This is a genomic window from Anaerocolumna jejuensis DSM 15929, from assembly GCF_900142215.1.
GTDB classification, from domain to species: Bacteria; Bacillota; Clostridia; order Lachnospirales; family Lachnospiraceae; genus Anaerocolumna; species Anaerocolumna jejuensis.
This window is the reverse complement of sequence record NZ_FRAC01000025.1, coordinates 73,444-98,091: the sequence shown is the minus strand read 5'-3', so window position 1 is coordinate 98,091 and position 24,648 is coordinate 73,444. Positions and strand designations below refer to the sequence as shown.

The following is a 24,648-nucleotide window of genomic DNA, read 5'->3' as shown; positions in this document are numbered from 1 at the left end:
ATAGCTGGTGGCAGGATATTTGTCAATAGAATATAATACCACGATATAAGTAAGGGGGGATTGGGAACGGACGATGATTTTGGCTTACCTTTCGTGATTTTCTCGTTCGGGGTTCCGAATTCCACTAAAATGCCGGCAGCTGTTCCTGGCAGGTGAAATTATACCAAACTCGCTGGAGGGCTGTTACGGTTTGAAGCTGTGAGCTCAGACAGTGGTATAATTTTACCTAGGAACAGCTGCCGCCATTTAAGTGTCATTAGGGAACTCCTCAATAGAAAATTACGAAAGGTAAGCCAAAATCATCTGGGGATTGGCAATAAACCCTTGTCAGAACAAACCCTTTGGTCATCGTCCGCTTTCATAAACTTCCTTCGTGCGTTTGTCATGATACCAAAACCAAAATACAAAGTCAGACTAATTTACATATTCAGAACTAAAAGTGCATATTCAGAACTAAAGTACATATTCTGAACCAAAGTACATATTCAGAACCAAAGTATATATTCAGGACCAAAGTACATATTCAGGACCAAAGTACATATTCAGAACCAAAGTACAAATTAAAAACCGAGGTACAAATTCAAAACCGAGGTACAAATTCAAAACCAAGATAAATTTAAAAACAAGGTACTGTTGGGCTAAACAGTACCTTGTTTTTTTGTACTTTATTTGACGTTATTCATAAACTGCCTGCTATAATACTGACGTATGGAAGATGGTCCTTTACTCTGTAATCTCAGAGAAAACAATTCTCATGAGCGGACCAGCGATTATAGTCCATTAAATTTATAGCTCTGCGAGGTATTTTACGGTACGGACCATCTGGCTGGTAAAGGAATTTTCATTATCGTACCATGCAGCGATTTTTACCAGGGTATCTGTTCCGAATTTTGACACCTTTGTCTGGGTTGCGTCAAATAAGCCGCCGTAAGTCATGCCGATGATATCGGAGGAAACAATGGGGTCATCGGTATAGCCGTATTCATTGGATTGGGATTGTTCCATTTTAGCGTTGATTTGCTCGACTGTAACAGCTCCGTCCACAACTGCGGTCAATTCGGTCAGGGAACCTGTCATAACCGGTACCCTTTGAGAGGTGCCATCCAGCTTGCCTTCTAAGGCGGGGATGACCAGTCCGATAGCCTTTGCTGCTCCGGTTGTGGTCGGTATGATATTGCCGGCTGCAGATCGGGCCCGGCGCAGGTCCCCTTTGGCGTGAGGGCCGTCAAGGGTATTCTGGTCGTTTGTGTAGGCATGTATGGTTGTCATAAAGCCTGTTTTGATAGGGGCAAGGTCGTTTAAGAAATAGGCCATGGGAGCAAGGCAGTTGGTGGTGCAGGATGCAGCGGATACAATGGTGTCCTCTTTCGTCAGCGTGTCTTCGTTGACACCGTAAACAATGGTGGGAACATCTTTTCCCGCAGCGGTGGATATCAGGACTTTTTTGGCTCCGGCGCTAATATGGGCAGCAGAAGCTTTTTTGGAAGCAAAAAATCCTGTACACTCCAAAACAACATCAATTTGTAATTCCTTCCATGGAAGTCTGCCGGGGTCTTTTTCGGCATAGATTGGGATGTCTACACCGTTTACTGTTAAGCTGTTTTCCGTATAGCTGACCTTTTTGTTATAATGTCCCTGGGTTGTGTCATACTTTAATAAATGTGCAAGCATCTGGGGATTTGTAAGGTCATTGATAGCTGCTATCCGGTATCCTTCCGTTTCAAAAAGCTGACGGAAGGCTAACCTTCCAATTCTGCCAAAGCCATTTATTGCTATATTAATTGCCATAAATAACACCTCTTTCTTTATTTGTAGGATAACAATATTGTATCCCTTGCATTTTTCTTGTACAATGTTATAAGTGAATCATTTAACTATACTATCTGTCAGGAGGGAATTATGCCGCAAATTGACCGCCATAAAAACAGAACTGTAGATATTGAATTTGTTGCAGCCGAGGATTTTAATCAGCTTCCCTATCCGGAGCGGTACACGCTGATTTTTATTACCAATGGAAGTATAAGCGGACAATTAAATCAACGCCCGATTAAAATTTCAGCCCCGGGAATCCTTTGCCTGTCTGAAGAGGATACAATAGAAGTTTTTGATAAACAGCAGGCCTTTGGACAATCCTTTTGTTTTCATCCGGACTTTTTTAACACCGTCCGGTTTACTGGTGCACAGGAATTGATTTCAACTAAGGTGAGAATACAAACAGGCCTTTCCCTTTTTCACAGGAATAGTACACATACCGGCGTGCCTCCTGTAACGGATAAGGCATATCCTCAATTATTTGAGTGGTTTTTTGTGCTTGGAACAGAAGTGTATGCACAAAGTGATGAACTCTGGGTATGCAGGGTAAAAAAATATCTGATACAGATACTGGAACTGCTTGAGAAGCTGGACCGCCAGGGGGAACAATCGCCTGTTGATATAGTATTAGAATATATTTATACAAATTATTCAGATAAAATCAGTTTGATAGATTTAACCAACTGCGTGCATTTGAACCGGGTCTCTCTCAACAAGCTGTTTCAGGAAAGATGCGGATGTACGGCAATGGGCTACTTAGTGCAATACCGATTAAAAGTGGCTGGGGATCTTTTGACCCATACAAACATGAGTTTGAATGAAATTGCGCGCTCTACCGGATTTGAATATGACACTTACTTTATAAAGCAATTTACAGCCAAAAGAGGAATGACTCCTACCGCGTACCGGAATGCAACCCGTGAACATGCCGCTTCCATATAAGGAATTGTTTCAGGTTCTTTTCGAAATGAAAGAGAGATCTTTAAGGATTAAATAAAATAGATTTATATAGATTTTGAAAAGCCAAGCAGATACAGTATTTGCTTGGCTTTTTTGTTAACTGAAAATTATTGCAGTAAAATCATTGACTTACATAGGAAATCTAGGTATAATAATGCATAGAAAATCTAGGTATGAAAGGATAATACAGATGGATAAAAAACTTATGAATATCAGTATATCGATGATGCTCCTGAGACTGCTGGAAGAGCGGGATATGTATGGCTATGAGATGATAAAAGAGCTGGAGACCAGAAGTGAAAATGTATTTTCCCTGAAGGAAGGAACGTTATATCCGGTTTTACATGGATTAGAAACGGACGGAGCAGTCGAAAGCTATGAAAAGGCAGCGGAAACAGGAAGAATGCGTAAGTATTACCATATCACGAAAAACGGGACTAAAATATTAACAGATAAGACGAAGGAGTGGAAGGTTTATCAGAAAGCGGTAAACCGCGTGATTGGGGGGAATGAGTATGGGACAGCAGCCTGGAGCAACTAAGGAAGTAAACCGGTTTCTGGAAGATGTGGCTGAGCAGATTCAATATAAACCAATCCGTAAGGAAATCAAGGAAGAATTGGAAGCACATATAGAAGACAGAAAAGAGGAATATACTCTTCAGGGAATGGATGAGGCAGATGCCTGGAATAAAGCAATTGATCATATGGGGGATGCTGTAGAAATCGGTGTTCACTTAAATGAAGTACGTAAGGTGCAAAAAAATCCTTTAACAGTGATATTAGTGATAGCTTTAATGGTGATTGGATTGTTAGGAAATATAAGGGCTGGCATGGTTGAGAAGAGTGGTATTTTCTTCCTGGATTCTTTTTACTTTCTGTATGGATTTACTATTTTTCTGATAATGTATTATTTCGGATTTGAAAGCATGGTAAAGCATTTAAGAACAAAGTTTAAGGTTTTTATGGGAGCCTGGCTGTTCATATTGGTTTTTTTCATGATACAAAGAGTATTTGAAATACATATATACAGAATGACAAAAATAACTATTATCTTTGCAGGAGAACTTTTAAGTATTCCAATCATCATTGGGATGGCGTATTTTAACAGGAACAAGAAATACAAGTCAATCCTGCTGACGGCTGCTGTAGCGGCAATAGTTATTACAAGCATATCAGTACATTTCATGGATGATTATTTTCTGGCATCCAATCTGATATTCCTTCTAACAATATTTACTGCACTATTATACATGATAATGAAGGGAATGATAAAAGGAAAAATAAGAAACCAGCTATTCTCCTGGCTTTTAAGTCTTGGAGTTGTACTGGCGGTATTTGCAGTATCTTTTGAAGGCAGTTGGAAGTACGAGTTCCAGCAGTGCTTTTACCCGGAAAAATTAGCGAGTGATTATTTTGATGACTCCTATAATAGTATATTGATAAAGAATCTGCTGGGTAAAGCGGAATTGACAGGGGCAATAAAGCTTAGTCAGGAGGAGCTGAAGAGTTATTATACCAGTGAATGGTATTTTAAAAGCTTAGGTGAATTCGATTATGAATATAAAATGCAATCTGTAAAGGAGGGCGAAGTAAAAGCACTGGAAGATGTACTGCCGGAACACTATCAGAGTAATTACAGAATTGCATATTGGATATTTAAATACGGATGGCTTCCGTCAATTGTGCTTATTTTGATGGCAGCAGCTGTTTATGGAATGCTAATACGAATGGTAGGCAGAATGAAGAATAATATTGGAAAGGTATTGGCATTTTCCTGTACAGTGGCATTATTACTGCAATTTATATTATATATCCTTGGAAACTTTGGATTTCAATTTGGACGGTTCTGCAATTTCCCCTTTATATCAGAAGGCAGTGCCAGTATCATCGTAAATGCGGTTCTGGTTGGATTGGCGTGTTCTGCTTTCCGTTATGACAGAGTTTTTAAGGAAGAAAAAAGAAAGGGTATAATAATATAATCTCTATGAGTCTTGTAAACATCGTGTTTGCAAGACTTTTTAGATGGTGAAAAAATATCTGGCAGTTATTTGGGCTTTTTGGTATGATGGATTTAATAAATATGACATATAGGTGTCTTATTTAAATTGGTATAATAAAGTATGGAGAGATTTCAAGAAAGATTGCAAGTAAGATAATAAGAAAGATTATAAAAAAGATTACAAATAAGATTATAAAAAGATTTCAAGAAAGATTATTAACAAATTACAGAAAAGATTGCTAGAAAGATAAAAGACAGATTATAGAAGGATTAGAAGAAAGATTACAAGACAGATTATTTAAATCTAAGGCAGGAAAGAGCAGTTTATATGGTGGCAGTGCCATCAGCCTGAGATTGGAAAGAAGGGAAAGAATGAAAATTGACAGGTTAATAGGAATCCTTTCCATTCTTTTGCAGCAGGAAAAGGTGACTTCCCCGGTACTTGCAAAGAAGTTTGAGGTTTCCAGGAGGACTATTCACAGGGATGTGGAGGACTTATGCAAAGCCGGAATTCCTATTGTGACGAAGCAGGGAACTGACGGCGGTATTGCAATTATGGATGGGTACAAGATAGACAGGACACTTCTGACAACGGCAGAGATGCAGGCGGTCTTAAAGGGACTGCAAAGCCTTGACAGCATTTCGGGAGGGAACAAGTATCAGACCTTAATGGATAAGCTGTCAGTAAATAATTCGGATATTCTTTCAACCAATAACCATATCCTGATTGACCTCTCCAGTTGGAATACGAAATCCCTGGCGCCTAAGATAGAGCTGTTCCAGGGAGCAATCGAAGGTCACAAGCTGGTATCCATCCGGTATTTTTCCCCGGGCGGGGACAGTGAAAGAACCATCGAACCTTATCTTTTGTTATTCCGGTGGCACTCCTGGTATATTTGGGGATATTGCAGATTACGGGAAGAGTTCCGCTTATTTAAAATAGGGCGGATGGATGAAATAAAGGTATTAAGGGAGCAGTTTGAACCAAGAAAGGTAGAGGAACCGGTAGACTCCCAAATGGAGACATTTTACCAGGAAAGCCTTCGGATAACAGCTGCCTTTGATCATTCCGTGAAGTGGCGGCTAATGGAGGAATTTGACCTGAAGAAGCTGAAATTAGGAGAAGACGGCAGAATATACATTGAATTTGTGTGGTGGGATAAAGAGGCCTTATTCGGCTATCTGCTAGGCTTTATGGACAAGGTCCAGATCATAAAACCCGAGGAGCTGCGGGAGGAATTTCTGGCAGTGGTGTTGAGAGTGGCAGGGAAGTATAAGGAATAATACAGTGCCCGGCAGGCAGGGAATCGTATCAATGGAAGATGGCAGGAAAAACGTAAGGAATAATACAAGGAAGGGTATAAGGAAACGATACTCATTTCTTTTGGCTGGCTAAGGAGAATGAAAATGCATGAGAAAGAGGTTAAATCCATTTTATCTGCCCAGAATGGCATGAATATTTACAGGGGCTGTACCCACGGCTGCATTTATTGTGATGCAAGAAGTACCTGCTACCAGATGCAGCATGAGTTTGAGGATATCGAGATTAAGTCCAATGCAGTGGAGTTATTAGAAAAATCATTGCGGAGCAAGCGCAGGAAGTGTATGATTGGCACCGGGGCCATGAGCGATCCGTACCTCCATGCAGAGAGCAGGCTGCAATTAACGAGAAAATGTCTGGAATTAATTGATGAGTATGGGTTCGGACTGGCTATCCAGACAAAATCGGATTTGATTTTAAGAGATCTGGATTTATTGCGAAGTATCAACCGAAAATCAAAGTGCGTTGTTCAAATAACCTTAACCACCCATGACGAAAATCTATGCAAGGTATTGGAGCCAAATGTATGCACAACAAAGCGGCGGGCTGAGATACTGAACATTATGAGGGATGAGGGAATACCAACTATCTGCTGGATGACGCCCATGTTACCCTTTATCAACGATACGGAGGAAAATATTCGCGGAATTTTAGACTATTGCTTCAAAGCCAAGGTTTATGGAATCCTATTTTTTAATATCGGAGTAACTCTTCGGGACGGGGACAGGCAGTACTTTTATCAGAAGCTGGAGGAGCATTTTCCCGGCTTGAAAGAAAAATACATAAGAACCTATGGAAATGCCTATGAAATTCCGTCACCAAATAATAAATACCTGACCGGGCTGGTAAGGAATGAATGCAGAAAGCAGGGAATTGTCTGCAACACGAAGCAGCTCTTTGATTATATGCACCAATACGAGGATAAGCAGGCAGGAGAACAGTTAAGCTTATTTGACTTATAAGTGGGGCAGCTGCTTCCATGGCAAATTGGATGCAGCAATGTTTCATATTGGTGAAGTGAAGGATTACAGTGAAGTTAGCATGTACACAGATTAATTGAATACGGCAAACCCATGAGACCAAATAATGAATATACACAGATGACCAAGGGGGTGTTTGGGAGTTTTGTCTCAAGAGGTTCCATATGACACTTAAGCGGCAGGAAACGTGACTAGGTAAAGCAGTGCCACTGTTTGAGCTTCATAACTGACATAGCCAAATCCGTTACAGCGAGTTTGGCGCTGGTTTGCCTGCCAGTCACATTTTCTGCCGTTTTAGTGGAATATGGGTTCTCGCGTAACAAAACTCCCAAACACCCCCTTGGTCATCGTCCGCTTCCATAGACTTCCGTCATTCGTTCTCCGTGATTAATTGGAAGCAGAGTATTGACATAATTGTAAAAATCGAATAGAATCTTAAAGGAAGCTTTACCTGTTTCTGTATCAAACAGGCGAAGCTTTTTCATTTGTGTATATCCAGCGAAGCTGGATTATATCACGCCTCGTACAACTGAGAAATAAAAAAATGCACAAGGAATGAGGTCAATCATGAAAAAAGTTTTTTATACGGAAATCGCCTATCTTCTGGGGATTATCGAACTGGCACTTGGCGCCGCCTTTATGGTGAAAGCGGACTTTGGAATGTCCATGGTCGTAGCACCTGCCTATTTAATATACCGAAAGCTTTCAGAAGTTTATGCCTTTGTCACATTTGGCATGGCAGAATATATTACACAGGCCTTTCTCTTATGCTTGCTGGTAGTGGTGCTTCGCAAGTTCAAGGTCTATTATTTGTTTTCCTTTATTACAGCCGTTTATTATGGTTTTATGCTGGATATCTGGATGAGGGTTACGGAAAACCTCGCTGTCTCATCCATTGGTATCAGAATATTTTATTTTGTGCTCGGTGTTGCTTTGTGTGCCAACGGTGTAGCCTTTATATTCCGTACTTATATTGCGCCGGAGGTATATGAGCTTTTTGTAAAGGAAGTTTCGGGGAAAATAAATATTCCCATAACCCGTTTTAAAACAGGCTATGATTGTGTCAGCTGTCTGATCAGCATCCTGTTATCCTTTTTATTCTATGGCTTCATGCATTTTGTGGGGGTAAATATAGGTACGGTCATATGTGCGCTGACTTTTGGCTGGACAATCGGAGTATTTGGAAAGGTATTGGATAAATACTGGCAGTTTACAGATGCGCTGCCCTTGAGAAAGTATTTTGAATGATAGTGCTTGGGGTTATTCATTGAAAAACTGTTCGCAAATACTCTGACAGAACCCTTTAAAGTTCCCGGAGGCAGTATAGCCTGCCGGGAACTTTTGTACTTACGGCTAAGGAGCATGGAATTGAAGAAGAAATGCTTTTGCATGAAGGTATTAGAAAAACTTTCGTCCAAATGAATGGAAGCTTGCAGAAGACGGGCAGTGTGTTATAATTGAAGATAATAGATAAAAAAGTAATGATTAATAAGATAAATAAGTAGGTGATGTAAATGTTCTGCCATTGTATGCTTCTCTTAAATGCATCACTCTGTACAAGGTCCGGTGAAGGGACGAAGCCTGTACAGAGTTTGTAATTCGTCCCCATTGGAGCTTGTACTTATAAAATAATCAGAAATCATATTTTATAAGGAGAGAACCAGTGAGTGATAAAAAATTTCGTAATTTTATAATATTTTGGCTTAGCCAGTCTGTATCCCAGCTGGGAAGCGCTATGACCGGCTTTGCGCTGATTATATGGGCTTATAAACAAACAAATTCCGCATTGACAGTTTCACTTATGTCATTTTGCTCTTATGTGCCCTATGTATTTGTCAGTATATTTTCAGGGCCTTTGATAGACAGGCATAAAAAGAAGACTATTATGGTCATAACAGACCTGATGGCAGCTTTGTGCTCCCTTGGCGTACTTGTATTATATTTAACAGGAAGGCTTCGGATACAGGATATTTACCTTGTAAATTTCATAATTGGCTTTATGAATGCCTTCCAGGCTCCGGCCGCATCAGCGGCAGTAAGCATAATGGTGCCTGAAAATAAATATGCAAAAGCAAGCGGTATGGATTCCTTTACAAGCAACCTGGTTACCGTATCCGCACCCATGCTGGCTTCTGTTATTCTGGCAGCCGTGGGAATTAAGGGAGTAATCCTGGCAGACCTTGTTTCCTTTTTGTTTGCTGTCCTTGTTTTGACCGCAGGTGTTTCCATGAAGGAAGATGCGAAAATCCTGAGAGAAGAAAGAGAGCCATATTTAACACAGCTGCGAAGCGGGTTTCTCTTTCTGGGACAGAATAGAGGACTTCTGGGGATAATGCTGAGCCTTGCCTTTATGAATTTCTTTTCCAGGCTGACCTATGAAAATATCCTGTCTCCCATGTTAATTGCAAGAAGCGGCGGCAACAGCGGGGTTTATGGCTTTGTAAGCGCAGTGCTCGGCATTGGCGGCATTATCGGTGGAATATGGGTCTCTGTGGGAAGGGGATTTAAAAGCAATAGAAGGATGATTTATCTTCCTGCAGCCTTTAGCTTTCTCTTTGGGGATATACTAATGGGAATTGGCAGAAATGTATATATATGGTCCCTGGCAGGCCTGGCAGCGAGTATGCCAATGCCTTTTATCATGGCAGGGCAGCGGGTAATGCTGTATGAGAGAGTGCCAAAGGACATGCAGGGCAGAGTGTTTTCCGCCAGAAATGCCATACAGTTCTCTACCATACCAATAGGGATCTTATTAGGCGGGATACTTGCAGATCGTGTATTTGAGCCCTTTATGGCCTCCGATAGTCCGGCTGCTAAAATTCTGGGAACAGTAGTTGGCAGCGGAAGAGGCAGCGGCATGGCTGTGATGTTCTTATGCAGCGGGATATTGGGCTTTTGGGCAAGTCTGTTTGGATACCGGAACAAAGAAATTAGAAAACTGGAACAGATGTAAGGAAGAAACGCAGTATAGAACTAAAACAAAGAGCAGCAAAGGTGTCGTTACACGCAATACCTCTATATTGCAGCTTGAGAAAGAGAGGAAAGAACTCACGGCCGGAGGGTCATGAGCAGCTTCCAATATATAGTAAAGAAGGTGCCACATAATGTTAGAAGTTAGATTCTATGACACTGTCCCGGACGATAAGCTTAAGTTTGCGGTAATTCTGTCAAAGACCCGGGAAAAATGGGTGTTCTGCAGACACCGGGAGAGGACAACCTACGAAATACCGGGTGGACACCGGGAAATAGGTGAAAATATCCTGGATACGGCAAAACGTGAGCTATATGAAGAAACAGGAGCGATAAAATACAGCCTTTATCCTATCGGAGCTTATTCGGTAACCGATACGGGAGCCGAGGAGTCCTTTGGCATGTTCTACTATGCGGATATTGAGGAGTTTGAAAAAGAACTCCACAGTGAGATAGAGGAGATTATCATTACGGAAGAATTGCCCGGAGCGTGGACCTATCCGCTGATACAGCCAAAGTTGATGGAATACGCAAAAAAGGCAGGCTTTTTCTAAAGCTGTGTCAGAGCCTTAGTGGTTAGCAGAGAAAACTTATAAAGGGGACTGAATATGTGCGTAAAACCGGAGATGATTCTATTTGATTACGGGCAGACTCTGATAGCAGAAGAGAAATTTGCCCCCCTGAAGGGAAATCAGGCGCTATTGGATATAGCGGTAAAAAACCCGAATAAGGTTACAGCCCGGCAGGTACAGGAATTAGCCAATGCTTTGGAAAAGGACTTAAGGGATGTCCTGGCAGGAGAAGACAGAAATCATAAAGTTCTGGATGTGACGCATCATGCATTTAACAGATATTTATATGATTATTTCGAGGTTGAATTTGCAGAAAGTCCGGATTATTTAGAGTGGCTGTTCTGGAGCAAGGCGGCACCGGGGCATCCCACAAAGAATATTGAAAAGCTGCTGTTCTTTCTTCATCAAAAGGGTATCCGGACAGGCGTTGTCAGCAATATGATGAATACCTCGGAATCCCTTTCAAGAAGGCTTAATACTCTTTTAGAAGAACATCACTTTGAATTTATTCTTGCCTCCAGTGACTATATGTTTCGAAAGCCCCACCCGAGGATATTTGAGCTGGCCCTTGCAAAGGCAAAGCTTACACCAGAGAAGGTATGGTTTTGCGGGGATAATCCGGTCTGTGACATAGAGGGTGCATATTATGCAGGCATGAAGCCTGTATGGTATCCTGTTTATAATGAAGGGAATCATAGGATTGCTGCGGATATACCACATATTCAGATTAACGACTGGATGGATTTGATTGGAATGCTGGAAGACAGCACCCCAAAGAGAGCAGGAGAAAAAGAAAATGAAGAGGCAAGTAAATCTTAACGAAATATCGGACGGCGGCCTGTATGGTTCCAATGATCTTGTGGAGGTTACCTGCAATGGCTGCAAGGGAAAGGCATCCTGCTGTCATGGCATGGGAAGTTCCATTATTCTGGACCCCTACGATATCTACCGGCTTACGTCAAATCTTAACCTTACCTTTGAAGGTCTGTTGACAGACAGGCTTGAATTGAATCTGGTAGACGGTATCATTCTTCCGAATCTTAAAATGAAAGGCGCACAGGAACAATGCTCCTTCTTAAACGAGGAAGGAAAATGCAGTATTCATGGGTCCCGTCCCGGAATATGCAGAATCTTTCCCCTGGGAAGAATTTACGAGAACCATAGCTTTCAGTATTTTCTTCAGGTAAATGAGTGTGTGAACACCAGCCGGACAAAAGTTAAGGTCAGCAATTGGATTGATACAAAGGACCTGGAAAAGAATGAAAAATTTCTCGTAGACTGGCATTACTTCTTAAATGCTGCGGAAGAAGCCGTGAAAGAGGCAGGAGATGAGAAAACGGTAAAGAATATTAATATGTTCCTGCTAAATCTTTTCTACCTCATGAAATATGAGCCGGACAGGGACTTTTATCTCCAGTTTTATGAAAGGCTGCAAAAAGGGAAGGAATTGCTTGGGCTCCGTTAAGCTGATAGAAAAAAGGAAAGGTTCCCGTCTAATATGCAACGCTTGTAAAGTGTTTACACATTAGACGGGAACCTGTTTGTATTTAATGATTCCCTTTAAACTGTGACATAATGCCTGTAACTTCCTCTGTATATTCAGGCTTTAATAAAGCTGTCATTCTGGGAATGAAGGATGACATATAGTCCGCATCAAAGGTTTTGTCAGTTTGCTTTTGAAAGCTCTCCGCCAATAATGCTTTTGCTTCCGCCTGTTTATCTTCCTGAACCCTTTCCAGGATAAAATGGAAAAAGTTTTCTTGACCTACGTTCATGAATGCTTTCCTTTCTTGAAATATCTTGTCCTTTTGAAATTGTAGCATAGGATAGCAAGGGTGCATAGGGGCTTTCACTGATTTTTTGCTGTCACTTAATCAATATTAAACCACATTGCCGGTATGGCTTTGAACTCATCACTGGTTACGGTATAACCGTAATCCATAATCAGTCCTTTCTGCGCAATAAAGGCAGCACTGTTAGGATTGCCTCCCGGTGTGCGCAGCCAGCTGGTTCCTTTATAGCCTTCAAAGACAGATTTGTATTTCTGCGCCTCATCAATGCTTAAAAGAAACAGATAGTCAAGCGTATCCTTTCCGCCGTCGGTGCCATAAGCAGCATTAGCACTGTTTTTTACGTTGGTTTGAAGAATATTCTGTTGTTCTTCCGCCGAAAAGTACCCTTCCAGAAAGTCCTTATTCAGATATTGGCGAAGAGTGGAGGTCTCCCAGGTTACATTATTGGAAGCACTGCTATAGGCCCTTTTGGAAAGAGCCGCTTTCTTTAACAGTAATACCTTATTTTCTTCTATCTCCAATACCTTCCAGTTGTATTTGCCGACTTTAACAATACTTCCAATTTTACTGTTCTTAAGAACCAGCTTTAGTGCCTTCACTTTTCTGACATCACTGTCTTTATAATCTCCGGCAGCAGTAAAGGCTTTTTTGGCAGCTTTATAATCACCCCTGGCTTCCGAATCCAATCCGACCATATACTGGCATTTGATAATCTTTTGCTTGCTGTCCTTGTAATCACCGGTCCTGTTGTAGAACTTTAAAGCATAGTTATAAGAATCAGCCTTATAGAGAACATTTCCTATACCATACTTGGCAACAGGGGAAGCAAAAAGAAATATAATGGCAAGGATGCCAAGTATAATACCGCCTGCTGTCAGGAAAAGATTGCTTACACCTTTCCTTTCAATACGTGAGGAGAATTTGTCACATTCCAAAGCCATAGCATCTGCATCCTGGTATCCGCTTGCCTTGCGGAATTCTTCGGCTGCCAGTTTGTAATCGTCTGTGCTTTTGGCCCTGTCTTTTTTCGCTTTTGCACGGTCATAGATTTTTTTAATCAATTCATTATTTGTCTGTTCGGCCATTTGTCTACATAACCTGATATATTCTTCACTGTCCTTATAACCCTCCAGTTCAGAAAATTTATTTGCCGTGCTTAAATATATTTCTGCCCTGGAAGGAGTAACAGTCATGCATTCCAGGCTTTTCATCATGCTGATTAATTTTTGATAGCCTTGCTCCTTTTCTTCCTCTGCATCATCCTTACTGATGCTTTCCATGCTTTCGATGTTTTCCTTATTTTCCATAACGAATCCTGTTCCGTCCTTTATTCTGTACTTTTAGCATATAATTTTTACACCTTATATTATCCCATTGTAAGCCGGATGTAAATACATAATAAAGAGCAATTTCTTAATTATTTTTAAGGTTTTTCTTTTAAATTTCTTATGGAAGTATTTGAAAAAAAGATTGACAGGGGCAGGGGAAATGCTATAATGATAGCAATAACATAAGAAAAGCCATGACGGAAAAGAGTAGGCTGAGGAAAGTATACAGAGAGAAGAACAACAGGTGGAAGTTCTTTATATGGAATACAGCCGAAAACCATTCCCAAGCTGCAGTGCTGAACGATTGTATTACAACCGCTATGTCCTGCCGTATGTCTGCGTTAAAGAATAGGATTTGATAGAATCTGAAGTAAAAAGTTAAGGTGGAACCGTGCATTAGATTTCATGCACCCTTATATAAGTGGCAGCTATGCCAGTTATACAGGGGTGCTTTTCTTATGTTAAAAATCATATAAGGAGATCATAAGAAATGAAAGTAAGTGAAAAGGACGGTTCCATCAGGGACTACGCATCTAACAGTGAAAGAGGGAGAGAAGGCTTCTGCCGCACCGCAGGGCACATTCTGGCCCAGGCGGTTAAGCGGCTTTACCCGGAGGTAAAATGTGCCGGCTGCCAGACGGTGGAGGAAGGCTTTTATTATGACTTTGACTTTGAATTTGACTTTACCATGGATTATCTGGCTTTGGTGGAAAAGGAAATGAAAAAAATCACAGGCGAGAATTTGCCCCTAAAGCGATATGCCTTAGGGCAGCAGGAAGCCCTGGAGCTTATGGGGCTGAGGCAGGAGCCATATAAGGCGGAGCTTATCCGGGAGCAGCACAGCGGGGAGGAAGTTATCTTCTGCCAGCAGGGAGAATATATTGACCTGTGGGAGGGGCCTCAGGTGGCAAATACAGGACTTATTAAAGCCTTGAAGCTTACCCTGGTAGCAGGCGCCTACTGGAAAGGGAAGGAAGAAAATAAAATGCTGACCAGGATTTACGGGACAGCTTTTCCGAAGGCCGGTGACTTGGAGGAATATCTGGCAAGAATAGAAGAAGCAAGGAAGCGTGATCACAGAAGGCTTGGCAGGGAGCTGGGGCTCTTTGTGCTCATGGAGGAAGGGCCGGGCTTTCCCTTCTTTCTGCCGAAAGGCATGGTGCTGAAAAATCTTTTGACAGATTATTGGAGGCAGATACACAAAAGAGAGGGCTATGCAGAAATATCCACACCCATTATGCTGGAAAAGAGCCTTTGGGAAACATCCGGACACTGGGAGCATTATCGGGAAAATATGTATGTTTCAACTATTGATGAAATGGATTTTGTGATTAAGCCCATGAACTGTCCGGGAGGAATGCTGGTATATAAATCACAGCCCCGTTCCTACAGAGAACTTCCCATCAGGATGGGGGAATTGGGCCTTGTCCACCGGCATGAAAAGTCAGGGGCCTTGCACGGGCTTATGCGGCTTCGTATGTTTACCCAGGACGATGCCCACATTTTTATGGCAAAGGAACAGGTGACGGATGAAATTAAGGGAGTAATACGTCTGATAGACGAGGTATACAAGCGGTTTGGATTTCCTTATCATGTGGAGCTATCCACAAGACCGGAAGAAAGTATCGGCAGTGATGAGGACTGGGAATTGGCTACTGACGGATTAAAAAATGCCCTGGAGGAATTGGATATGCCTTACAGTATCAATGAAGGAGACGGAGCCTTCTACGGGCCAAAGATTGATTTTCATCTGGTGGATTCTATGGGAAGGACCTGGCAGTGCGGTACGATCCAGCTGGATTTTCAGCTTCCGGCGCGCTTTGGGGCAGAGTATACGGGAATAGATGGCAGGAAGCACCGCCCTATTATGCTGCACAGAGTGGTATTCGGCTCCATGGAACGTTTTATGGGAATTCTGATTGAGCATTATGGGGGCAAATTTCCCCTGTGGCTGTCTCCGGTTCAGGTAAAGCTCCTGCCAATCTCCGAGCGCTTTCTATCCTATGCCTGCAGCCTTGAGAAGGAGTTATCACAGCTTGGGATACGCTGTGAAGTGGACAGCAGGGCAGAAAAGATCGGCTATAAAATCCGGGAAGCCCAGCTTGACAGAGTGCCTTATATGCTGATACTGGGGCAGAAGGAAGAGGAAAACAATTCGGTATCCGTCAGGAAAAGAGACAGCGGTGATTTGGGAGAAATGGGCAGGGAAGCTTTTGCAGAGATTTTTAATACGGAACTTCTAAGTGCAGAACCTCTCAAAGGAGAGTTTTATGAAAATTAAAATGCAGTTTTCACATTTTATTTGGGCAAATGGGCAAGTAAGCTTGCAGAAGGAGGGGTGTTGAATTGAAAGCAACCATCGCATATCTTGCTGATGCAAGTACGGAAAACTATGGAAAGCAGCTGATGCTGTCTGCCCACAAAATCAGCGGTACAGGCTTTGAAGCAGCAAGACTGCCCCTGCATGTATCTCTAAAGCAGCCTTTTATCATACCGGGACTAAAGGAGATGGAAAGCTTTTTTGATGAATTTGCAAAGGGTCTGGGGCCTGTTGAATTTGTGTTCGATTCCCTGCAGATTTATAAAAGCAATGTCTTCGGATATGATTCCGGATGTTTGTCCCTGGCTGTCCGGCAGGAACGAAAACTTATGGAAATACAGAATAATTTGTTTTTAAGGCTGGAGAAGCATTTTGGAGAATGTCCTGCGGACCATGATAAGGACTATAGCTTTCATATGACCATTGCTATCGGAGGCACACCTTTTCAGGAGTATGGAAGAGCGTATGAGGAAATGCGCAGGCTGGATTATACAAAAAGAGCTGTATTTGACAGGCTGGGGCTATTCTATTATGACAGCGATGAGATAAAACAGGGAACTTATTTTTGCTATAAGACCGTTGAACTGGAAGAAAAGGGATAGATGCACCATATAATGATAACATTTCTCAATAGAACCCTTTTTTGAAAAAAATTAATGTTATTTCAAAAAAGATGCTGTATAACAGTGTTAAAGCATTGACAATGTACCCTCCGGGCAACCGGTTAAGAAAACAAAATTATGACTGCGTAACCACGATAAGTTAAGATATTGAATAATAGGCGTACGCGGGAGGGAGGCAACCTTTGTATTTAACACTGAAAAATGTAGAAAAGGTCTATGGAGAAGGCGGTAATGCCGTAAAGGTCCTAAAGGGAATCAGTACGGATATTGAGAAAGGACAGATATGTGTTCTGCTTGGGCCGTCAGGCTCCGGTAAATCCACACTGCTGAATATTATCGGCGGTATTGAAACCATGGATGGGGGAGAAATTACCGTAAACGGACTGAATCTGACCGGAAGCAATGAAAAGCAGGTAGCGGGATACCGGCGGGAAAATCTCGGATTTGTATTTCAGTTCTATAATCTGGTGCCGGATTTAACGGCAAAGGAAAACATCGAGGTTTGCGCCTATCTTAGCAGGTCACCTCTGGATATGGATGAGCTCCTTAAGATGCTGGGATTATGGGAGCATAAGGATAAATTTCCGAATCAGCTCTCCGGCGGGCAGCAGCAGAGGTGCGCCATTGGCCGGGCTCTGGTGAAGAATCCGGGGCTCCTTTTGTGTGATGAGCCCACGGGAGCCCTGGATTATAATACCTCCAAGGAAATTCTGGGGCTGATTGAAGATATCAACCGCAGATACGGGAATACCATCATTATTGTAACCCATAACGATGCCATTAAGAATATGGCCCATAAGGTTATGAAGATGCACGATGGCAGGATTGTGAAAGAATATACCAATGAAACCCCAGTCAGCGCAAAAGAGCTGGAATGGTAAGGAGGCAGTCATGAAAAATCCCTTAAACAAAAGGCTGCCAAGAGAATTAAAACACAACCTGGGAAGATACCTGGCTGTATTCCTGATGATGGCAACCGTCATTGCATTCATATCAGGGTTTCTGGTGGCAGCAGAAAGTGCCAAACGCTTATACAAGGACAATCTTCAAAAGTCCGCTGTGGAGGACGGAGGCTTTATCACAGCCAGTCCCCTGGACAGCGCAGCTATAAAAGCTCTGGAAAAGCTAAATATTAAAGTGTATGAAGATTTTTATCGGAATTACAGCTTTACCGGGAATTTCTACAGTGCAATATCAACCGCTAAAACCAAAACAGCCGCTAAAACCAAACCGGACTCTAAAGCCAAAGCCGCTTCTGATTCCGGTGTAACACTAAGGCTTCTGCATGAGAGAAAGGAAATCAATCGGATACAGCTAATAAAGGGTACTATGCCGGAAGCAGATTCCCAAATCGCACTTGACCGTCTCTTTGCAGAATATCATGGGATTCAGACAGGGGATACCCTGGTACTTGACGGTAAAAAATATCAGATCAGCGGTCTTATCGCCGCATCGGATTACAGTTCCCTTTTTGAGAACCGGACTGATATTATGTTTGATGTTTCGACCTTTGGCATAGCAGTAGTAAAGGACAGCACATTTCAGACCTTTCCGGCGAAGGAGCTGGTAAGCCATTATTCCTTCCGTTATTTGGATAAACCCCGCTCACAGGCAGAAAAAAATAAAAAGTCCGATGAGATCATAGCAAAACTAAATACGAAAAATGCCGTCCTTGATTATTCTCTTGCGGAAAATAATCAGGCAATTTCCTTTGCAGGAGATGATCTGGGCTCCGATATTCCAATGATGAAGACTCTTTTATATGTTATCATTGTTATCATGGGCTTTGTTTTCAGTGTAATTGCCGGAAATACCGTTGAAAGCGAAGCTCCTGTTATCGGAACCCTTCTTGCTTCAGGCTACCGAAAGCATGAGCTTATCTGCCACTATATGGCCCCGGCAGTTATCATATCGGTGCTTAGCGGTTTGTTCGGAAATCTTATCGGATATACCATAACGGTCAATTTTATAAAAAGTATGTACTACGGGAGCTACTCCCTTCCGCTTTACAGGACCTACTGGAATGGAGATGCTTTTCTTTATACAACCGTAATTCCTGTTGCTTTGCTGGTATTGATAACCTACATATCCCTTCGTAAGAAAATGTCTTTAACACCTCTGCAATTTTTGCGGAAGGAGCTTAAAGGCAGGAAGGAGAAGCATGCCATTAAGCTTCCGAACTTTTCCTTTCTGAACCGTTTCCGGCTGAGAATTATATTTCAGAACAAATCCAATTATCTGGTGCTGTTTGTCGGAATATTTTTTGCAAGCTTCATATTGATGTGGGGTTTATGCATAAGGCCAACCATTAATAAATATGAAGAGGAAGTGGTGAATTCGGAAAAAAGCGCTTACCAGTATATTCTGAAGGCACCGGTTGAATATGAAAAAGGAACCGGCAGCCAGGCAGCCTCTGCAGAGAAACAAAAGACTGCACCCTCTTTAAAAAAAGCACCGGAGAAGTTCACACTTACCAGTATGGAAAGCTATTACAAACTGGCCGGAAAGAACATTGCGGTGAGCGTATACGGAATTGAGGAAAATTCAGATTATTTTCAGGCCTTGCCTGTAAAAAAGAATGCCGAAGGCGTTTATCTGTCAGAGAATCTCTTGAAAAAGCTGGGAAAGAAAAAAGGAAACACCATAACCCTCTATGATAAATTCAACGATAGATCCTATCAAAAGAAAATCCTCGGAACCTATGATTATGCCGGAGCACTATCTGTTTTTCTGCCCAGGGAAGGATTAAATGAACTTATCGGTAAGGACACTGCTTATTTTAACGGCTATTTTTCCGATGAACAGTTAAAGCTTCCAACAGAATATACGGCCTCCGTTATTACCAAGGATGATATGCTAAAGCTTGGCAGGCAGATAAATAAATCCATGGGCCCTATGATATATATTATATTTACTATGTCAATTATCATATTTCTGGTATTGATGTATATCCTGACCAAGGTGGTAATTGAAAAGAATGCTGTTTCCATCTCCTTTATGAAGGTGTTTGGCTATGAGAACAAAGAAATCAACCGGATTTACCTGAATTCCATCACCTACACGGTATTGGCTTCCCTGCTTATAAGCCTTCCCCTTGATACTCTTTGCATGAAGGAAATCTTTAAGCTCATATTCATCAAAATGGACGGTTATTTTGAATTCTATATGAAGCCCTACCAGTATGCTGAAATCGTACTTATAGGAATGGCCGCTTACTTCACCGTAAATGCACTGCATATAAGGCGGATTAAGAGAATAAGGATGGCAGATGCCCTAAAGAACCGGGAGTAAATTGTCCCAGGTATTGCAAAAATTGCGGAAATGGGGTAAAATGACAATAGAAACAGCCAGAAAAGTACGAAAGGGGCTTACATTTTATGAGAAAATATGTTATCAATGCGTAGCACCGGCTATTGCATTTTTAGAGGATAAAATTGTTGTAGCCGCTGCTAATCCTAATAGCAATTATTTTAGGAGGGCGCAATGGGCTATAGAAGAGCAGAACAGATTCTGCCAAATGAGATTATTGAACTGATTCAGAACTACGTGGACGGGGAGTGCATCTACATTCCAAGGAAAGAGAATGCCAGAAGGAACTGGGGAGAGAATACCAATATCCGAAAGGAATTAAAAGAGCGGAATTTAAGTATTTACCTTGATTATCAAGGCGGAATGAAAGAAACCCAGATTGCGGAGAAATATTTCCTGTCCGTAAAAAGCATACAGCGTATAATAGGTCAGATGAAATGAAGAAAAGGGTATAGCCCAGGGTAAAACCTGCAGTTGCTGTACTCTTATTTTTTTATAAAAAAGTATAAGGTAGAGAAAACAGGCAGGGCCGTGTATCCTGTATGAAAGGGAAAATGAAAAAGAAAAGCTCTTTCACACTCCATTATTAATAACAGTGCCGCAGACAGGTCTGCGGTATGCAATAGATATAAGAGCGAATTCCCAGTTCTTTGCAGGAAGGGAGATTTATATGGATACACCCTATCGTTTTGCATAGCAAAGGCTATTGCAGACAACATAATTAAAAATAGCCTTTGCAGATCCATAAATCCATTATTTATAAAGGAGATGCAAAATGAGCTATTATTTGATACAGCCCAGGGAATCCTATGGAATCCTTAGAAATTGTCCCAAATGTAAGGGAAAATCACGTTATAAAAATACAGACAGCTTCCGGGTAAATGCAAATGGCAAGCAAATAGACGTATGGTTGATATACCAGTGTGAAGCCTGTAAGAATACCTATAATCTTACCATATATGAACGCGTAAGGGCATCCGCCTTGCCGGCAGGGGAATATGAAGCCTTTCTCAGGAATGACAAGGATACGGCTTTTTATTACGGAAGGAAAAAATCAATTTTTACGAACAACAAGGCAGAAATTAACATTGAAGATATTCCCTATGAAATTATTCCTTTAAAGAATTACGGGCAGGAAAAAGAGGGGACAGAGACCGGAGAGGGAGAGAACCTGGATTTTACCCCGGAAGGACTGGGCAGCTATAGCTATGGAGAAAGTGCCTGCCAAAGGGAAGAAATCATTATACAGAACCCCTATGGGCTACGGATAAGAGTGGACAGGGTAATGGCAGAAATTATGCAGATAAGCAGAAGTGCCGTGAAGGAGCTTTTTCAAAAAGGGATTTTAAGCTGTGCGCAAAATTATGCCGGGGAATATAATATTGTTACACGAAGGAAGGAGAAGGCCGGTGATAATAGAAATTAAAAATAGTTGCCAGGAGAGATATTTTATGCTATGGTAGAAATATCTTCTGAAAGCAGAGGTTGAAATAAGAATAATGTTAATTCACCTACTTTTTAACAACAGTAAACTGCGCTAATCCTATTAAGGATGACAGCCCTCTTGAGAGGGCGTTATTATTGCGCGGTTTACCGGGGTTACTTATGCGGACGGCATCCGTCTGAGAGTAATCCGATAAAAGGTAGGTATTTTTATGCCCATAAACGGATTACAAAAGTACGGAAAGATAATGGAAGGAGGCTTGTACATTATGTGGATATTTATTCGATTAGGTTTAACGGCAGAGTCAGTGTAGGCCCGGAAGGCAGTGGCTTTATCGGGCCTGTCCTGACAATTGACAGCAGTCAGGAAAGGAAAGGGATACTATGTCACAAATAAGAATAAATGAAATGAACTTTAGCTATAAAACTTTTTATGAACCGATTTTTCAGAAGGTAACACTGAATCTGGAAACAGACTGGAGGCTTGGTCTAATTGGCAGGAACGGAAGAGGAAAGACGACTTTTCTAAAGCTTCTCCATGGAGAACTCTCACCGGACAGCGGAAAAATTAGCATGGATACGGGAACAGAGCTATTTCCCTATGAAAGCAAGGTAATATATCCTCTTACCATGGATGTCATAAAAGAAAATATCGGAGGGTTAAGAACATTAGAAGATAATCTGGAAGATATGGAGACCCTGGGGCGGTATCTGGAGCTTGACGGTTTCTCCATGGAAAGCAGCATCAGAAAGGAAATGTACCGTATGAAGTTATCGGAAGAATTACTTACCAGAGATTTCTCCCTCCTGTCGGAAGGGGAGAAAACCAAGGTGCTTCTGATAGCGTTGTTTTTGCGGAAGGACACCTACCTGCTGTTGGATGAACCAACCAATCATCTGGATATCCGCGGGAAAAAGGATGTGGCGGAATATTTAAGAAGAAAAAAAGGCTTTCTGGTTGTATCCCATGACAGGAGCTTTCTGGATGAGGTGGTTGACCACATTCTGGCAATCAATAAATCGGATATTACAATCGAACAGGGGAATTTTACTACCTGGAAGGAAAATAAGGACTTAAAGGATGAGTTTGAAGCACGGGCAGGAGAGAGATTAGGCAGAGAGGTAAGGCAGCTGGAGAGGCATGCCAAGGAAAGCAGGCTTTGGGCGGGAAGTGCCAATACCCAGAAGTATCCCTTTGCCAGCCATGCAAGGACCAATGGTGCCAAGGCCTATATGGGGCAGGCAAAGCGCTCGGAGCAGCAGATAAAGGATAAGATCGAAGAGAAGAAGTCCCTGCTTCTAAATTATGAAACAGCGAAAAATCTTGATTTCCAGCAGCTGGAAGCTGAGGGCACCTGGCTGGTAAAAGGAAAGGATATCATGTATTCCTATGGCAGCAGAGAATTATTCTACGGATTGTCCTTTGTGATTAAAAAAGGAGACCGTATCTGGGTTAGAGGCGGGAATGGAGCAGGTAAATCCACCCTGCTGAAGCTGATTGCAGGACAGCTGTCCACCAGGGGAATCACACGGTCAGAGGGGCTTAAGATAACGGAGGCCCTGCAGGAGCCCTACTGGAGGGAAGGATATGTAAAGGAGCTTATGAAGGATGAGGGAATAAACCCAGAAAGCTTTGAAAAGCTGTGCCGCCTTTTTGACCTTCCGGAATCTCTTTTTGAACGTCCTTTCGAGACTTTCAGCAAGGGTGAGCAGAAAAAGCTGGAAATTGCAAGAGCCCTTTCCATGGAAAACCATCTCATACTTTTGGATGAACCGCTTAACTATATGGATATCTACTTCAGGGAGCAATTGGAGAAAGCAGTCCTTGCCGTAAATCCGACACTTGTATTTGTTGAACATGATGAGTGGTTTGGGGAAAGGGTGGCCACCAGGGTAATTCCTGTGGGAGAGTAAAATCAACACCTGAGAGTTTGACTTTAAATCCGAAGTTTGCTAGACTTAATAATAGAGTACCAAGGTGGGTGGAATAGCTTGAAAAATGCGGTGCATTTTTCACTGAAAGGAAAGAAAGGTGGAAATGGTTATGAAGGAGCTTACCAGACCGGTAAATTTCAGGGATTTGGGCGGACTAAAGGGCAAAGACGGTAAAAAAATCCGTCCATTCAGTATTCTTCGTTCGGGAGAGTTGGTAAGAATTCCGGCAGAGGATAAGGAGATACTGACAGGAAAATATCAGCTGAAGACCATTGTGGATTTACGGGGTGAAAAAGAATACCAGGAGAGTCCGGATGAGAAAATCGAGGGAACCAGTTATCACAATGTCGATATCCTTCAGAAAATCCACGAAACCGGCGCAGATTTGGGAAGTCTGGAATCTGTACGGGATGTCCACGGTGCAAATTTCCATATGAAAAAACTTTATGAACAGATGGTATTAAATGAAGGTGCACAAAGAGGCTTCAGAGAATTTCTTGACCTTTTGCTGAAGAAAGAAGAAGGAGCGCTCCTTTTCCATTGCTTTGCCGGTAAGGACAGGACCGGTCTGGCTGCGGCTATTACTCTGACGATTCTTGGTGTGGGAAAAGAGGATATCCTTGAAGATTACTTAAGGACCAATGAGCAAAGAAAAGAAGAAAATTCACTTTTACTGGGAAAGCTGAAGGAACAGAACTTCTCAGAGGAGCATTGCAGCATTGTTGAAATTGCCCTTACGGTAAATGCAGAATTTCTTGAAACCGCATACCGGGCGGCAGAAAAACAGTATGGTTCCTTTTCACAATATATTAGCAAAGCCTTAAAGGTAACAAAAGAGGAAGAAGAGGAATTACAAAGAAGGTATCTGGTGGAAGCGTAAAGCTGGAAACAGAATTTTCTGTAAAAAATAGAAGCAGAATTACCTGTAAAAAGAGGAGGGGCCGGCAGAAATTTCTGCCGGCCATTTATGAAAAAAAGTTTATGTCAACAAGGTTGGGGAGCCTTGATTTACGCTAATTTGTTGCTTTTATGTCTGGGTTGTTTTTCTTTCTTTAACTTATGAATTCATTATAACGTTCACATGTGTATAGAGTTTGAAGGAATATTGAAGATATTGTGAACATTTCAGAAAGAGATTATAAATTTTAAGAACAAAAAATAAACAGGCATAAACATGGTATAGTGTGGTAGAGGGCAGAGTTGAAACACAGAAAGTGGTTATATGAAAAAACAGAGGCAGAAATCTATAGAGGACAAGGAGTACAAGAATCAGACGCTTATCC

At 41.9% G+C, this 24,648-nt stretch carries 22 protein-coding genes and 1 other annotated feature; of the genes, 18 read left to right on the top strand and 4 right to left on the bottom strand.

Annotated elements, in window-relative coordinates:
* Positions 1 to 786: 786 nt before the first annotated feature.
* A complete protein-coding gene (gene gap, locus BUB77_RS21620) occupies positions 787 to 1,788 on the bottom strand; it encodes a type I glyceraldehyde-3-phosphate dehydrogenase (protein WP_073279073.1) in 1,002 nt (333 codons plus the stop codon).
* 111 nt (positions 1,789 to 1,899) lie between these two features.
* Here gap and BUB77_RS21615 point away from each other — a divergent pair, with 111 nt between their 5' ends.
* The 5 genes from BUB77_RS21615 to BUB77_RS21595 all read left to right on the top strand — a co-directional run bounded on the left by BUB77_RS21615 (position 1,900) and on the right by BUB77_RS21595 (position 7,054).
* Positions 1,900 to 2,754, top strand: coding sequence for a helix-turn-helix domain-containing protein (locus BUB77_RS21615; RefSeq protein WP_073279071.1), 855 nt, complete (start codon positions 1,900 to 1,902; stop codon positions 2,752 to 2,754).
* A gap of 208 nt (positions 2,755 to 2,962) precedes the next feature.
* A complete protein-coding gene (locus BUB77_RS21610; protein WP_073279069.1) occupies positions 2,963 to 3,313 on the top strand; it encodes a PadR family transcriptional regulator in 351 nt (116 codons plus the stop codon).
* Entirely contained in the window at positions 3,288 to 4,751 is a 1,464-nt protein-coding gene (locus BUB77_RS21605; RefSeq protein ID WP_073279067.1) for a permease prefix domain 1-containing protein, read from the top strand. Before BUB77_RS21610 ends, BUB77_RS21605 begins: the two co-directional genes overlap by 26 nt.
* Positions 4,752 to 5,143: 392 nt before the next feature.
* Positions 5,144 to 6,055, top strand: a complete 912-nt coding sequence (locus BUB77_RS21600; protein WP_073279066.1) for a helix-turn-helix transcriptional regulator — start codon at positions 5,144 to 5,146, stop codon at positions 6,053 to 6,055.
* Between the two features lie 123 nt (positions 6,056 to 6,178).
* Entirely contained in the window at positions 6,179 to 7,054 is an 876-nt protein-coding gene (locus BUB77_RS21595; RefSeq protein ID WP_073279065.1) for an SPL family radical SAM protein, read from the top strand.
* A gap of 362 nt (positions 7,055 to 7,416) precedes the next feature.
* Here BUB77_RS21595 and BUB77_RS30060 read toward each other — a convergent pair whose 3' ends face one another.
* Positions 7,417 to 7,557: a hypothetical protein gene (locus tag BUB77_RS30060; protein ID WP_170866711.1), complete on the bottom strand. Its 141-nt coding sequence runs from the start codon at positions 7,555 to 7,557 to the stop codon at positions 7,417 to 7,419.
* 82 nt (positions 7,558 to 7,639) lie between these two features.
* On the opposite strand from BUB77_RS30060, the gene BUB77_RS21590 reads away from it, so the two are divergent.
* From BUB77_RS21590 to BUB77_RS21570, 5 genes are all read left to right on the top strand, one after another.
* Positions 7,640 to 8,320, top strand: coding sequence for a DUF6198 family protein (locus BUB77_RS21590; RefSeq protein ID WP_073279063.1), 681 nt, complete (start codon positions 7,640 to 7,642; stop codon positions 8,318 to 8,320).
* A gap of 415 nt (positions 8,321 to 8,735) precedes the next feature.
* The gene (locus tag BUB77_RS21585) at positions 8,736 to 10,025 is read left to right on the top strand and encodes an MFS transporter (RefSeq protein WP_073279061.1); all 1,290 of its coding nucleotides are present in this window, start codon (positions 8,736 to 8,738) and stop codon (positions 10,023 to 10,025) included.
* A 151-nt stretch (positions 10,026 to 10,176) separates the two neighbouring features.
* Positions 10,177 to 10,596 (top strand): NUDIX hydrolase, encoded by a 420-nt coding sequence (locus BUB77_RS21580; protein WP_073279059.1) that lies wholly within the window; start codon positions 10,177 to 10,179, stop codon positions 10,594 to 10,596.
* A 54-nt stretch (positions 10,597 to 10,650) separates the two neighbouring features.
* Complete coding sequence (locus tag BUB77_RS21575; protein ID WP_073279057.1) at positions 10,651 to 11,433, top strand: HAD family hydrolase; 783 nt, start codon at positions 10,651 to 10,653, stop codon at positions 11,431 to 11,433.
* Positions 11,411 to 12,079 carry a YkgJ family cysteine cluster protein gene (locus BUB77_RS21570; RefSeq protein ID WP_073279055.1) on the top strand — a complete coding sequence of 223 codons (669 nt, stop codon included), beginning with the start codon at positions 11,411 to 11,413 and terminating at the stop codon, positions 12,077 to 12,079. The genes BUB77_RS21575 and BUB77_RS21570 overlap by 23 nt, the downstream gene beginning before the upstream one ends.
* Positions 12,080 to 12,161: 82 nt before the next feature.
* Here BUB77_RS21570 and BUB77_RS21565 read toward each other — a convergent pair whose 3' ends face one another.
* Positions 12,162 to 12,389: a hypothetical protein gene (locus BUB77_RS21565; RefSeq protein ID WP_073279054.1), complete on the bottom strand. Its 228-nt coding sequence runs from the start codon at positions 12,387 to 12,389 to the stop codon at positions 12,162 to 12,164.
* A 95-nt stretch (positions 12,390 to 12,484) separates the two neighbouring features.
* Positions 12,485 to 13,714, bottom strand: coding sequence for a DUF6273 domain-containing protein (locus BUB77_RS21560; RefSeq protein WP_073279052.1), 1,230 nt, complete (start codon positions 13,712 to 13,714; stop codon positions 12,485 to 12,487).
* 206 nt (positions 13,715 to 13,920) lie between these two features.
* Positions 13,921 to 14,153 (top strand) — a binding site (T-box leader).
* A gap of 72 nt (positions 14,154 to 14,225) precedes the next feature.
* Between BUB77_RS21560 and thrS the strand changes: the two genes are divergently transcribed.
* The 8 genes from thrS (at position 14,226) to BUB77_RS21515 (ending at position 24,245) form a co-directional block, all read left to right on the top strand.
* Positions 14,226 to 16,016 carry a threonine--tRNA ligase gene (gene thrS, locus BUB77_RS21550; RefSeq protein ID WP_073279048.1) on the top strand — a complete coding sequence of 597 codons (1,791 nt, stop codon included), beginning with the start codon at positions 14,226 to 14,228 and terminating at the stop codon, positions 16,014 to 16,016.
* Positions 16,017 to 16,081: 65 nt separating this feature from the next.
* Positions 16,082 to 16,657 carry a 2'-5' RNA ligase family protein gene (locus BUB77_RS21545; protein WP_073279046.1) on the top strand — a complete coding sequence of 192 codons (576 nt, stop codon included), beginning with the start codon at positions 16,082 to 16,084 and terminating at the stop codon, positions 16,655 to 16,657.
* A gap of 203 nt (positions 16,658 to 16,860) precedes the next feature.
* Complete coding sequence (locus tag BUB77_RS21540; protein ID WP_073279044.1) at positions 16,861 to 17,559, top strand: ABC transporter ATP-binding protein; 699 nt, start codon at positions 16,861 to 16,863, stop codon at positions 17,557 to 17,559.
* A gap of 10 nt (positions 17,560 to 17,569) precedes the next feature.
* Complete coding sequence (locus tag BUB77_RS21535) at positions 17,570 to 19,969, top strand: ABC transporter permease (protein ID WP_073279043.1); 2,400 nt, start codon at positions 17,570 to 17,572, stop codon at positions 19,967 to 19,969.
* Positions 19,970 to 20,161: 192 nt separating this feature from the next.
* The gene (locus BUB77_RS21530; RefSeq protein ID WP_073279041.1) at positions 20,162 to 20,428 is read left to right on the top strand and encodes a CD3324 family protein; all 267 of its coding nucleotides are present in this window, start codon (positions 20,162 to 20,164) and stop codon (positions 20,426 to 20,428) included.
* Positions 20,429 to 20,762: 334 nt separating this feature from the next.
* Positions 20,763 to 21,413, top strand: a complete 651-nt coding sequence (locus BUB77_RS21525) for a DUF1062 domain-containing protein (protein ID WP_073279039.1) — start codon at positions 20,763 to 20,765, stop codon at positions 21,411 to 21,413.
* Between the two features lie 401 nt (positions 21,414 to 21,814).
* Entirely contained in the window at positions 21,815 to 23,344 is a 1,530-nt protein-coding gene (abc-f, locus tag BUB77_RS21520) for a ribosomal protection-like ABC-F family protein (RefSeq protein WP_073279038.1), read from the top strand.
* A 130-nt stretch (positions 23,345 to 23,474) separates the two neighbouring features.
* A complete protein-coding gene (locus BUB77_RS21515) occupies positions 23,475 to 24,245 on the top strand; it encodes a tyrosine-protein phosphatase (protein WP_073279036.1) in 771 nt (256 codons plus the stop codon).
* Positions 24,246 to 24,648 lie beyond the last annotated feature (403 nt).